This is a genomic window from Pseudoalteromonas sp. HM-SA03, from assembly GCF_002289345.1.
Classification (GTDB): Bacteria; Pseudomonadota; Gammaproteobacteria; order Enterobacterales; family Alteromonadaceae; genus Pseudoalteromonas.
This window is the reverse complement of the sequence record NZ_NSDG01000047.1, coordinates 1-10,801: the sequence shown is the minus strand read 5'-3', so window position 1 is coordinate 10,801 and position 10,801 is coordinate 1. Positions and strand designations below refer to the sequence as shown.

Annotated in this window: 13 protein-coding genes and 3 tRNA genes; 11 read left to right on the top strand and 5 right to left on the bottom strand. The window is 43.2% G+C overall.

Translation table 11 applies throughout. From position 1 onward, the window contains the following. Positions 1 to 187 precede the first annotated feature (187 nt). Positions 188 to 535, top strand: a complete 348-nt coding sequence (locus tag CKO50_RS09330; RefSeq protein ID WP_095727928.1) for a DUF805 domain-containing protein — start codon at positions 188 to 190, stop codon at positions 533 to 535. A gap of 78 nt (positions 536 to 613) precedes the next feature. Here CKO50_RS09330 and CKO50_RS09325 read toward each other — a convergent pair whose 3' ends face one another. Together CKO50_RS09325 and CKO50_RS09320 are read right to left on the bottom strand one after the other, a co-directional pair. After that, positions 614 to 919 (bottom strand): DUF3301 domain-containing protein, encoded by a 306-nt coding sequence (locus tag CKO50_RS09325; RefSeq protein WP_010370922.1) that lies wholly within the window; start codon positions 917 to 919, stop codon positions 614 to 616. After that, entirely contained in the window at positions 920 to 1,948 is a 1,029-nt protein-coding gene (locus CKO50_RS09320) for a DUF3549 family protein (RefSeq protein WP_095727927.1), read from the bottom strand. Positions 1,949 to 2,106: 158 nt separating this feature from the next. Here CKO50_RS09320 and CKO50_RS09315 point away from each other — a divergent pair, with 158 nt between their 5' ends. From CKO50_RS09315 to CKO50_RS09300, 4 genes are all read left to right on the top strand, one after another. Next, on the top strand, positions 2,107 to 2,424 hold the full coding sequence (locus CKO50_RS09315) for a YqcC family protein (protein ID WP_095727926.1): 318 nt from the start codon (positions 2,107 to 2,109) through the stop codon (positions 2,422 to 2,424). Then, the gene (gene truC, locus CKO50_RS09310) at positions 2,424 to 3,158 is read left to right on the top strand and encodes a tRNA pseudouridine(65) synthase TruC (protein ID WP_095727925.1); all 735 of its coding nucleotides are present in this window, start codon (positions 2,424 to 2,426) and stop codon (positions 3,156 to 3,158) included. Before CKO50_RS09315 ends, truC begins: the two co-directional genes overlap by 1 nt. Beyond that, positions 3,158 to 3,601, top strand: a complete 444-nt coding sequence (locus tag CKO50_RS09305) for a flavodoxin (RefSeq protein ID WP_095727924.1) — start codon at positions 3,158 to 3,160, stop codon at positions 3,599 to 3,601. Before truC ends, CKO50_RS09305 begins: the two co-directional genes overlap by 1 nt. A 205-nt stretch (positions 3,602 to 3,806) precedes the next feature. Continuing rightward, positions 3,807 to 4,007 carry a hypothetical protein gene (locus CKO50_RS09300; RefSeq protein ID WP_095727923.1) on the top strand — a complete coding sequence of 67 codons (201 nt, stop codon included), beginning with the start codon at positions 3,807 to 3,809 and terminating at the stop codon, positions 4,005 to 4,007. 237 nt (positions 4,008 to 4,244) lie between these two features. Here the strand turns inward: CKO50_RS09300 and CKO50_RS09295 are convergent, their stop codons facing one another. Together CKO50_RS09295 and gloB are read right to left on the bottom strand one after the other, a co-directional pair. After that, entirely contained in the window at positions 4,245 to 5,819 is a 1,575-nt protein-coding gene (locus CKO50_RS09295) for a LysM peptidoglycan-binding domain-containing protein (RefSeq protein ID WP_095727922.1), read from the bottom strand. Positions 5,820 to 6,046: 227 nt separating this feature from the next. Continuing rightward, on the bottom strand, positions 6,047 to 6,814 hold the full coding sequence (gene gloB / locus CKO50_RS09290) for a hydroxyacylglutathione hydrolase (RefSeq protein WP_095727921.1): 768 nt from the start codon (positions 6,812 to 6,814) through the stop codon (positions 6,047 to 6,049). A 52-nt stretch (positions 6,815 to 6,866) separates the two neighbouring features. Here gloB and CKO50_RS09285 point away from each other — a divergent pair, with 52 nt between their 5' ends. Next, positions 6,867 to 7,616 carry a methyltransferase domain-containing protein gene (locus CKO50_RS09285; protein ID WP_045989216.1) on the top strand — a complete coding sequence of 250 codons (750 nt, stop codon included), beginning with the start codon at positions 6,867 to 6,869 and terminating at the stop codon, positions 7,614 to 7,616. A gap of 61 nt (positions 7,617 to 7,677) precedes the next feature. Here the strand turns inward: CKO50_RS09285 and rnhA are convergent, their stop codons facing one another. Beyond that, positions 7,678 to 8,148, bottom strand: coding sequence for a ribonuclease HI (rnhA, locus tag CKO50_RS09280; RefSeq protein ID WP_045989215.1), 471 nt, complete (start codon positions 8,146 to 8,148; stop codon positions 7,678 to 7,680). Positions 8,149 to 8,217: 69 nt separating this feature from the next. Here rnhA and dnaQ point away from each other — a divergent pair, with 69 nt between their 5' ends. The 5 genes from dnaQ to CKO50_RS09255 all read left to right on the top strand — a co-directional run bounded on the left by dnaQ (position 8,218) and on the right by CKO50_RS09255 (position 10,800). After that, positions 8,218 to 8,928 carry a DNA polymerase III subunit epsilon gene (dnaQ, locus tag CKO50_RS09275; protein ID WP_095727920.1) on the top strand — a complete coding sequence of 237 codons (711 nt, stop codon included), beginning with the start codon at positions 8,218 to 8,220 and terminating at the stop codon, positions 8,926 to 8,928. A gap of 98 nt (positions 8,929 to 9,026) precedes the next feature. Further along, complete coding sequence (locus tag CKO50_RS09270; RefSeq protein WP_095727919.1) at positions 9,027 to 10,397, top strand: TIGR03503 family protein; 1,371 nt, start codon at positions 9,027 to 9,029, stop codon at positions 10,395 to 10,397. 110 nt (positions 10,398 to 10,507) lie between these two features. Then, positions 10,508 to 10,584 (top strand) — tRNA-Asp (locus CKO50_RS09265). A gap of 30 nt (positions 10,585 to 10,614) precedes the next feature. Next, positions 10,615 to 10,691, top strand: a tRNA-Asp gene (locus CKO50_RS09260). Positions 10,692 to 10,723: 32 nt separating this feature from the next. Continuing rightward, positions 10,724 to 10,800, top strand: a tRNA-Asp gene (locus CKO50_RS09255). The last annotated feature ends 1 nt before the right edge of the window (position 10,801 follow it).

The following is a 10,801-nucleotide window of genomic DNA, read 5'->3' as shown; positions in this document are numbered from 1 at the left end:
TTGCCTTGCCTTGCCTTGCCTTGCCTTGCCTTGCCTTGCCTGCATGGATTTTGGTACCTTGGCGATAGCAGGACGCGGTAGTGATGTTATCGCTAAGATTCTCCCGCCTCAAAATAGATCACTTAATTAAGCGAATTGGTATTGTTTTTTAGTGCGCGATGTTGGCGCAATAGTCAAGGAAAAAGAAATGGAATGGTATCTAACAGTATTAAAAAGATATTCCGATTTTAGTGGACGTTCAAGACGCAAAGAATACTGGATGTTTATCTTAATAAATGCGTTGATAGGCTTTGCAATTGGTATTGTCGACGGGCTTTTTGGCACTCTGTTTTTGACAGGTATCTATTATTTGGTGGTTCTAGTACCGACAGTTGCAGTATCTATTCGTCGTCTTCACGACACTGGACGCTCGGGCTGGTGGCTTCTAGTGAGCTTTGTACCTATCGTTGGCTTATTAGTGATTATATATTTCACCACCATGGATAGCGAGGTTGGTGAAAACGACTACGGGCCAAGCGTCAAAGGGTATGTTTAAAATAGTTGTACTATTATAAATTCAGAGCAGGCACTTGTATTTATATGAATTTAAGTGCCTACTTTCGCACCCATCGGATTAACTTGCGATTTTATAAGCGGGCAATTCTTTTTTGACTAATCGTTCATTTTCTAAGTAAAGCTTACCTTGATAGGCTGACTCGCCATCTGAACTAAACTCAAACATAAATTGGCTTTTTATTCCAAGTTTACCGTCTTTTAATACCCCAAAACGGCGCTTAATACAGGCAACACTTAACAGTTGCACCTGTAAACTTTCAGCTTGATGCTGTGCATGCCTATTTGCCGCTTCTGCTATCTGGCGACTATACCAAAATAGCGCGATACCAGATGAAACGATGATAAAAAGCCAAAGTGTTGTCATTTAAGAAAATAACCTTCCAATTGCACGAGACAGAGTTTCACTGCGATTTTCTGCTCTAATAATCCCTAAAACATGTGGGCGTAACATAGGTATTGCAACTAAGTCTGCGAAAATACTGCCGAAAAGTCCATCGATTTGATTATTCTCAGCGGCTTTTTCCATATAGATAAAAAGCCTTTGCTGGTCGGTTAGTGTCTCCCAAGCACGCCCTGCAATAGTGAGTAAGCAATCTGCATCTGCTCCCAACTCAGATGCTAAAATGGCGTCTACTGCATGGGCGATGAGACCAAGCGCGTGACTTCCCGACATCGCACGCAAATTAGTGACTACGGCGTCCTTATTTTGCTGTTGGCATGCGCGGTTTAAAGCGGCTAAAAAGTCTTCGGTTTGTGATGTTGAGACCGTAACGTGTTCAAGCATTGCGGCTAATGGTGTCTTAACTTCTGCTGGCAAAAAAGACCACGCCTGTTGCAGGTTGCTCGCGTTATGACCATGGTCTAGACGTAGGGCAAAGTCTGCAATACCTTGTAGCGCTATTTCTTGCCAGCGTTCAAACCCAAGCTCGCGAGAAAAATAGAGTTCGGCGTGCTCGTAATATTGAGAAGCCGGGCGATTAAGCTCACGCTTTAATAGCGCATTGAATGCCGCGAGTTTGTTCGCGTTTGGCGTGAAGACATAAGGGTTGTTATCAAGTTTCCCTTGAGCGGCTTCGCCCGTGAGTTGAGTACCTAATGCTTCGAGTACCATGGAGGCAAAGTGGTCACGGCTGGCGATAATGAGCTTGCTTTGCTCATCCAGTGGAAACTTTAAAAACCACACATAAGGATCAGCGGTCGCCTCATTATCCCAAAATTGAATCGCCATGATGGCATGGCCGCCAAGCGGGTAAGGATAAGGGACCTGAGCACTCTCGATTTGCGCAAACTGCTTCTTATCTATTTTTGTGATACGTCGACCCATATCATAGACTCGCCACTGCGTTCCGGCGTTTGTTAGTAATTCACCTAAAGTTGAAATTTGCGCTGTCATGAATGCTCTATATGTTACTTATATTTTCAATAGCGGCAATTATAGCTACTTTTGGGAGCGCTGATAAGCCTATGAAAAAGGTGCACTTGAGAGAATTGGCTAGCTCCTAAATAATGCAAATTGCTATAATGTAAAAAATTGAGAAAGAGACAGGACCGATGAACTCGGAATTATTGATTCAGTTAGACGAACTTGAGACTTGTTTAAAGGCGACGGGTCTTTGGCAAGACGAGCCAATTTCGGCTAAGGCACTTACCTCAACAGAGCCATTTTGTTGCGATACGATGACCTTCGCGCAGTGGTTGCAATTTGTATTCTTGGGCAAAATGCGAACAATGGCAAAAAGCGGTGAAGCATTACCGGAAAATATGGCGATTGCGCCAATGGCTGAAATGGTGCTGAGTGAACATCTTTATTTTAATGCGGTGCATCAGTGCTTAAAAAACCTTGATAATACAATTACAAAGAGCGCGTAATGCTTGAGATCTTATATCAAGATGCGCATTATGTAGCGATAAATAAGCCGTCAGGGTTATTGGTTCATCGCTCGTTTTTGGATAAGCGAGAAACACAATTTGCGATGCAAATGCTGCGTGATCAACTTGGTCAACATGTTTTCCCCGTTCACCGTTTAGATAGACCGACGTCAGGCGTGCTGTTGTTTGCACTAAGCTCTGAGGCCGCGCGAGACATGAATGAAATCTTTATTAGCGGTAATATTCAAAAACGCTATTTAGCGCTTGTTCGCGGATTTGCTCCTGAATCTAGATTCGTCGACAGACCACTCAAAGAAGAGCTTGATAAAATCGCTGATAAGTTTGCCTGTCAGGATAAAGCTCCGCAGGAAGCGCAAACACAGATAAATTGTTTATTGCAGGGTAGCTTGCCAATTCCTTTTGGTAAGTATCCAAGTATCCGCTACTCGTTGGTGGAGTGCTTCCCTAAAACGGGTAGAAAACACCAAATTAGGCGTCACCTCAACTATTTAGCACATCCGATTATAGGTGATGTCAATCACGGTGATAATAAACACAACCACTTTTTTGTCGATCATTTTGGCTTACGTCGGTTGATGTTATTTGCAACTAAATTGGAATTTGTACATCCTTATAACAACACGACGATTTCAATTACCGCGGATTTGGGGGAAGAAGCATTGGCTGTCTTCGCTCAGCTCGGCTGGTCAGACAACGAGAAGGATTATAAATAATGGCAAAAGTTTCCATTTTTGTGGGAAGTATGTACGGCAATGCTGAAAACTTGGCAAACGACAGTGCTGAGTTTTTGAATAAATCGGGTCATGAGGCAAGTGTTATTGAACCTGCTTCCATCGCTGATGTAACGCAAGCTGAAAACATTTTATTTATTTCTTCCACTACCGGATCTGGTGATATTCCCGATAACTTGTTGCCTTTATTTTTGCAAATGCAAAGCGAATTTCCGATGCTAACGGGCAAGAAAGTAGCGGTCATCGCATTGGGGGATTCTAGTTATGGCGATACTTATTGTGGTGCTGGAAAGCAAATTGATGCCCTGATTGAAGAGTTGAACGCCACTCGGGCACAACCGCGCTTAGACATCGATGCGTGTGAATATTTTGAGCCTTGGGAGCCGGCAGAGGCTTGGCTTCAAGCATTGGCAAAAAACCTTTAGGTTTTATCTTCTGTTCAAGCATACCCTTTCAATTTACGCGGCTTAATAGGCCGCGTTGCCAGCTCAAATAGCAAACTCATCAGCATAATCATAGTAACAAAAAATATAAATATTTACATTCTGGTTACGTTGTGTGACATTAGTCTTGGTTGTATGAAAAGTGACCGATATTATAAAGTTCAAAATAATGAAAAGGAAAAAAATAATGATTAAACCGATTCTATTTGCTGTATCTGCTATTTTCGCCACCGCAATGTCGTCTAATGCTACCGCATTCGAAGAAATTTACCTTGAATGTTACAAAAACGGTGAGTTGTTATGGGCTGACTCTTTTACTGATTATCGAGATGCGGATAACGCATCGAGAATTTGCAGGAGGATTGGTGGTACGCCAGTAATGTACTAACGATATCAGTTCTTTATGAAACTTCCTTTAGATAATATTAATCAGCATTGAAGCCTAACCAAATTTTTGGGTTTAAATCAGCTGTAAGCGACGTTGAAACACTGTGTATTTAAACGATAGAACTGTCGTAATTTTTAAGGAAAAGTGAGTCAAAAGTGCTGCTTTAATATGTAAAAATCCAATATCATCGCTGATATTGGATTTTTATTTTTAAACCCTAGCTCTTAGCGCTAAACACTAAACACGTTTCGTCTGAACTTTCAGTTTTAACTTTTGACCTGGTTGGAGATACTTCTGTCCAGTCAGGTTGTTCCATTTGACGATTTCATTCACGCTAACGTTAAATTTAGTAGCGATACGTGCTAGTGAGTCGCCTTTACGCACTTTGTAAGTGATTGTGCGTTCGGTATTGACGAGGACGGTTTGATTTGCTGCTTTTTCATCTTTAAAGACGGTAAGCTTTTGTCCAAGGCGTAAAACCGCATTGGTTTTTAACTTATTCCAGCTAGCTAATTGCTTAACGGTAACATCATATTCGCGGCTGATATCCCACAATGTATCGCCTGACTTTACCGTGTGGCTGAGCTTTTTCTTGGTCACTTTGTTGGCGGCAAGGCGCACCTCTGGTGGTAAATGCTCACTTTGCAATTCGCCATCACTGAGTGGCACCAATAGCTTCTGGCCAACACGGATCATATTGCCATCGATGCTATTGAGTGAGCGAATGGCGCCGATACTAGTATTAAATTTAGTCGCAACGACCGACAGGCTATCTCCTTTTTGCACTGTATAATATTGCCAACGCAGCCTATCTTTTACTTCTGTTTTAGCTAATTTCTCTTGAAAAGTGTCAACCTTTTCCATAGGTAATAATAACTGGTGTGGACCATCTGGATCGGTGGCCCAACGGTTAAAACCTGGATTGAGGCGATAGAGTTCAGTTAAAGAAATATCAGCCATCTCAGCGGCAAGCGCTAAATCAATTTGTGACCCTACCTCAACGGTATCAACAACTTGGGCATTGATGATAGGTTGCCACGCGACCTTAAACTCATCTGAGCGTTTTAAGAGGTCGGATAAGGCAAGTAATTTAGGCACATACGCGGTGGTTTCGCGAGGTAAATCGAGAGACCAAAAGTCGGTGGGCAAATGCTTTTTACGATTTTTTCGGATTGCTCTGAGCAATCGACCTTCACCTGAATTATAAGCAGCAATTGCGTTTAACCAGTCGCCTTCCAGCGTTTTATGGAGATAGGTGAGGTAATCAAGTGCCGCTTGCGTTGATGCAACAATATCGCGACGGCCGTCATACCACCAATTTTGTTTGAGGTTGAAGCGTTCACCTGTTTGAGGCATAAATTGCCAAATACCGGAAGCGGTGCGGTGTGAATAGCCAAAGGGATCGAATGCGCTTTCCACAATAGGTAATAACGCGATCTCAACAGGCATATTGCGCTTTTCTACCTCTTCAACAATGTAGTAGAGGTAAGGCTCTGCACGTTTTGCGATACGGTCTAAATAGGCTTGGTGACGTTGATAGTAATTACGTTCGGCGACCACAGGTCTATTTTGTGGTACTTCGATAGATAACTGATAACGGATCCGTTCCCATACGTCGTCAAATACAGGCACAGCCTCTTCATCTTCGTCTTGCCATGAGGTGCTGAGTGTTTGAGAGATATCATAAGGGCTCGCGTGATCTAAGTTGGCCTGCCTCTCTTGTTCAGTTGCAGCTTCCAATGGGGTTTCTTGCGTGATTTCACAACCACTTAATATTGCTGATAATGCAATAATGAAGGCGAGCTTTTTCATAAATGCGTTCTTTTGCTTGGGAGGTCGGACAAAAACTCGGCAATATTACCGAGTTTGTTTCAGCATTTAAAGCTTCTTTATTATTTTATTTCGACTTCCTAAAAATCGTTAGATTTTCTCATCTTTGGCGGTTTTGCTAAGAAAATGGATAATTTATTCAATACTTCCCATGTAAGTCCGCCAAAAAAGCGTCATTTTGGCGTTACATTAGGTCACTATTGAATATTTTAGAAGTTATCCTTCCATTTTCTCAGTGCACCAAAGCGAGCTTCTGGTGTATTTTCTGACGTGATAAATTGTGGTGGAACATGGGTGAGGATGGTTTCATTCGCGGCACGTACAAAAGGATTGATTGCTTTTTGTTGTTTAATTGTTGTAGGTACTGTGCGCTCGTTACTGGCACGTAATGACTTTGCTTGTTGGTGATACTGGATCAATGCTTGGTTAGTGGGCTCAACAGCCTCAGCAAAAGCAAGGTTTGCGAGCGTATACTCGTGCGTGCAATACACTTTGCATGTGTCAGGTAGGGTGAGTAGCTTTTCAAAGGAGTGCCACATTTGGCTAGGTGTTCCCTCAAAAAGCCTGCCACAACCTGCATTGAATAACGTATCACCAGTAAAAGCCAGTTCATCATTTACATAACAGATATGGTCTAACGTGTGGCCTGGGGTGGCGATAATGTTCAGCGTGGTATCAAAAAGTGTGATCGTATCGTGTTCACTAAGGCCATGAGTAATGCCTTTATATTTACCATCTTTAGGCCCGTACACCGTTAAGCTAGGAAAATGTGATAAAAGTGGGGCAACACCATCGGTATGATCCCAATGATGATGGGTGACTAATATGCCTTGCAGTGTTAAATCAAATTTGGCGAGGTAATCTAAAACAGATTGTTCATCACCGGGGTCAACCACCCAACAGTTTGAACTTAGAGGGTCTTTTATCAGCCAGATATAATTGTCATCAAATGCTTTGATTGCATCGACTTGCACCATAACGCAATGCTCTATAAAGTGATTAATAACACCAGTATAACGAGCTTAGTAAATGAAACCAGCGTTAAGTTTTTTACAAGGACCCAAACCCGATGAGTGGCAAGACTTTCCTCACGGTGAATATTTAAAAGTGGGGATCCAAAAACGACTGGATGAATGGCTACCAAGAATGTTTGGTTATCACATGCTTAAACTCGGCTGTTTAAGCGGCCAAATGAATACCTCTGCCAGCCCGATTAAGCATCAAGTTTGTGTTGCCCCACAAGGCAAACATGTTGGGGTATTTGCTGAAATTGACGAGCTACCTTTTTACGAAAACTCAGTCGATGCTTGTATTTTAAGCCAGTGCTTAGAATATCATTCTGATCCGCATCATATTCTACGCGAAGCCCATCGCACGCTTATTCCCGGTGGTTATATTGTGATCTCAGGTTTTAATCCGTTTAGTTTATGTGGTGTGGCGCAAATGCTTCCCTTTAGTAAAGAAAAACTCCCTTGGTCAGGGCGCTTCTTTACTCCATCGCGGGTGAAGGATTGGCTAGATTTACTCGGGTTTGAGATTGTTGGTGACGAGCGCTTTATTTACGCGTCTTTAGCGCGAGGCTCTAGGCTTTCACGTTTTGCGCCATGGCGCCGCTTTTGTCGTCATTACTTAAAGCCGATGGGAAGCGTGTATATGTTGGTGGCAAGAAAGCGGGTGATGCCGCTCACTCCAATCAAACCCAAGTGGCATGTAAAGCCTAAGTGGACACCCGCTGTGAAAGGGGCTGGACTCAGGCAAACCTGCCAAGATAAAGATTAGCTTTGTGACTTAAGGTAACCATTGATGGGGCAGGTATAGGAGCACTGTTCCTAGAGGCGTATTAAATACCGGCTTCGTAGCCCTCATCTACAAGTAGGTTTGAACCTGAAGCCGCTTCACGCGCTAAATCATCGACAAGCTCATTGTATTTATTTCCAGCGTGGCCTTTTACCCAGCGCCATTGGATCGTATGTCGGCTGGTGGCAGCGTCCAGTCTTTGCCATAAATCGACATTTTTTACTGGTTGTTTGGCTGCGGTTTTCCAATTGCGCTTTTTCCAATTTTCAAGCCAAGACTCAATGCCTTGCTTAACATATTGGCTGTCGGTATACAGAATGATGTCGCAGGGACGCTTTAATGTTTCGAGTGCAACAATGGCTGCAAGCATTTCCATTCTGTTATTGGTTGTGAGTTTATACCCTGCACTCATTTCTTTTTCATGTCCTTGATAGGAAAGGTAAACACCATAACCACCTGGACCTGGATTGCCTAAACACGAGCCATCGGTATAAATCTCTACGGTTTTTTGCACTGAATTGCCTATTTTTATGTAAAATGTGCGAATAGGGCAAAATAATAGCAAAGTTAAGCGGGCAACGATATGCACACACGGCAAATAGTACTGGATACAGAAACCACAGGTATTGATCCTAAAGCAGGGCACAGGATCATTGAAATTGGTTGTGTTGAGCTAGTCAATCGCAGACTAACGGGGAATAACTTCCACGTATATATCAACCCTCAGCGCGACATTGAAGAAGAAGCCATTGATGTTCACGGTATCACCAACGAATTTTTACGAGATAAACCTTTTTTCCATCAAATTGCGCAAGAGTTTTTTGACTATATTAAAGGAGCTGAGCTTGTCATTCATAACGCGCCGTTCGACGTCGGCTTTATGGATCACGAGTTTGCTAAGTTAAATCAAGACTTTCCGGCAACTCATGACTATTGCCAAGTGCTAGATACTTTGGTGATGGCAAGGGATCTTCATCCGGGCCAGAAGAATAGCCTAGATGCGCTTTGCCGTCGCTACGATATCGATAACTCAAAACGTACGCTGCACGGCGCTTTGCTGGATTCCGAGATCCTTGCTGATGTTTACCTGTCGATGACGGGAGGTCAAAAAAAGCTGAATTTGGCAAATCAAAATAAAGGTGATCAGGCTAACTCAGCCGGTGGCATTATTCGTTTAGACAGCAATCGTCCTGCACTTAAAGTTTTACGTGCTTCTGCCGATGAAGAACAAGCACATACAGAACGTTTAGAGCTTGTAAACAAAGCTTGTGGACAAAGTCTGTGGCAACAATAATGAATATAATCGGTATCGTTGGGATGGGGTAGACGCTTAACTAAGGGCTTTATCCCAAAAAGATCACTCAGGCCATCAAGGCAATGTAGGGTTAATGCATGAATCTAAAACAGCTTATCTTGGGGTTTGTACTGCTAGTAAGTACGGTTGTTGGCGCTCAAACACCACAGATAACGATGTTGCAGCGGGACGGTAAGGTAAATGAAATCCCTCTTTTAGATAACCGTTTTCGCATTGATTATAATATTGAAGAAATTACTTTACTGTTTTTTCGCGCACCTGGCACGCCTGCCGTGGTGCTCGTGAAGCCTGATGGCAGTAAATATTATGCGACCAGTTCGCTGGATAATGATGCACTGCAATGGTATGACGAAGTCAGTTATGACTTGATCATTCTAAAGAACCCGACGCCAGGCCCTTGGCAAGTTATCGGACAGATCCAAAAAAACAGCCGCATAATGGTGCTGGGTGACATTGAGCTCGAAGTTGAAGCCTTGCCCCCGCTATTGTTCCGTGGTGAAGTGCTGAAGGTAACAGGGCGTGTGACTAATGATGGCAAACCGATAGATGTAGGTTACTTCCGGGATGTCGTGACTTTGTATGTGGAATTCTCTAGTACCAATAACGATGAATATTCAAACTTTGGTGCAGGTACGCAAAGCGTAACCGACTTTAAAGATGATGGCCGCGAGTTTGATGAAAGGCCCTTGGATGGAATTTTCACCGGAGAGTTTAAATTAAACTTTCCTGCGGGAGAGTGGCAGCCCGAATTTTTTATAGAAACACCCATTCTAAAAAGAAGAGTGATCAAATCCCCCATTGTTATCGCTGAGCCGCCATTCAACTTTGAATTGATGCTCGCGGGTGAAAACGAGCTTGAACATGGTCTTACTATCACGTTAGACGACACGGTTGTAAAGCCAGAAACTATTTTGTTACAAGGTAAAATCTTTTACCCCAATGGTGAAGAGCAAATGTTTACTTTAGATGCAGAAGAGCGACTTTATCGTCAGCTACCAATCAAGAACTATGATTGGGGTCGTTATAGCATAGAAATCTCAGCATTTGGTGAAAATATCAATGGCCGTGAGTTTATGGCAACGCTGCCAAACTACAATTTTGAAATTGAAAGACCCATTGAAAAAGTGCCTGAGTTGGAAGCCGCTGCGTTACCAGTAGCGAAACAGCCTGAGCCAGAACCTGAGCCGACTATAAGCACAGCGCTATTAGTCAGTATTATTGTTGCTGGTAACTTAGTTGTATTACTGCTCGGTTGGTTAGCCATTCGTATTCTGGTGCAAAAAAAGCCAATTAGACTAAAAGTACCAATGCCAAAGAATCCATTTAAGAAAACCGAAGAAGTGATTGATCTTGATGATTTAGGACCATCTGAAAATAACGCAGCAGGGAATGGTTCAAAAAATGATAAATCAGGTGATATTTTGAACCTTTCAATGAAAGATAACTAAAAAACACGGTTTTTTTTCAAAAAACGGTTGACTCATGAGGGGGTCATTCGTATTATTCACGCCGCTGTCAGGGAGCACACCTTACAGCAAACACTGCAAGAATATGACGCGGAGTGGTAGTTCAGTTGGTTAGAATACCGGCCTGTCACGCCGGGGGTCGCGGGTTCGAGTCCCGTCCACTCCGCCAAATTTCTTCGTAGTATCAATAAGTCGCGCTGGAGTGGTAGTTCAGTTGGTTAGAATACCGGCCTGTCACGCCGGGGGTCGCGGGTTCGAGTCCCGTCCACTCCGCCAATACTTATTACAAACGTGCATTTGCTTCTTATGGAGTGGTAGTTCAGTTGGTTAGAATACCGGCCTGTCACGCCGGGGGTCGCGGGTTCGAGTCCCGTCCACTCCGCCAA

Excerpts from the sequence above, each read along its gene's own strand:
- CKO50_RS09330 (WP_095727928.1), top strand. The coding sequence starts at position 188 with ATGGAATGGTATCTAACAGTATTAAAAAGATATTCCGATTTTAGTGGA.
- CKO50_RS09325 (WP_010370922.1), bottom strand. The coding sequence starts at position 919 with ATGACAACACTTTGGCTTTTTATCATCGTTTCATCTGGTATCGCGCTA.
- CKO50_RS09320 (WP_095727927.1), bottom strand. The coding sequence starts at position 1,948 with ATGACAGCGCAAATTTCAACTTTAGGTGAATTACTAACAAACGCCGGA.
- CKO50_RS09315 (WP_095727926.1), top strand. The coding sequence starts at position 2,107 with ATGAACTCGGAATTATTGATTCAGTTAGACGAACTTGAGACTTGTTTA.
- truC (WP_095727925.1), top strand. The coding sequence starts at position 2,424 with ATGCTTGAGATCTTATATCAAGATGCGCATTATGTAGCGATAAATAAG.
- CKO50_RS09305 (WP_095727924.1), top strand. The coding sequence starts at position 3,158 with ATGGCAAAAGTTTCCATTTTTGTGGGAAGTATGTACGGCAATGCTGAA.
- CKO50_RS09300 (WP_095727923.1), top strand. The coding sequence starts at position 3,807 with ATGATTAAACCGATTCTATTTGCTGTATCTGCTATTTTCGCCACCGCA.
- CKO50_RS09295 (WP_095727922.1), bottom strand. The coding sequence starts at position 5,819 with ATGAAAAAGCTCGCCTTCATTATTGCATTATCAGCAATATTAAGTGGT.
- gloB (WP_095727921.1), bottom strand. The coding sequence starts at position 6,814 with ATGGTGCAAGTCGATGCAATCAAAGCATTTGATGACAATTATATCTGG.
- CKO50_RS09285 (WP_045989216.1), top strand. The coding sequence starts at position 6,867 with ATGAAACCAGCGTTAAGTTTTTTACAAGGACCCAAACCCGATGAGTGG.
- dnaQ (WP_095727920.1), top strand. The coding sequence starts at position 8,218 with ATGCACACACGGCAAATAGTACTGGATACAGAAACCACAGGTATTGAT.
- CKO50_RS09270 (WP_095727919.1), top strand. The coding sequence starts at position 9,027 with ATGAATCTAAAACAGCTTATCTTGGGGTTTGTACTGCTAGTAAGTACG.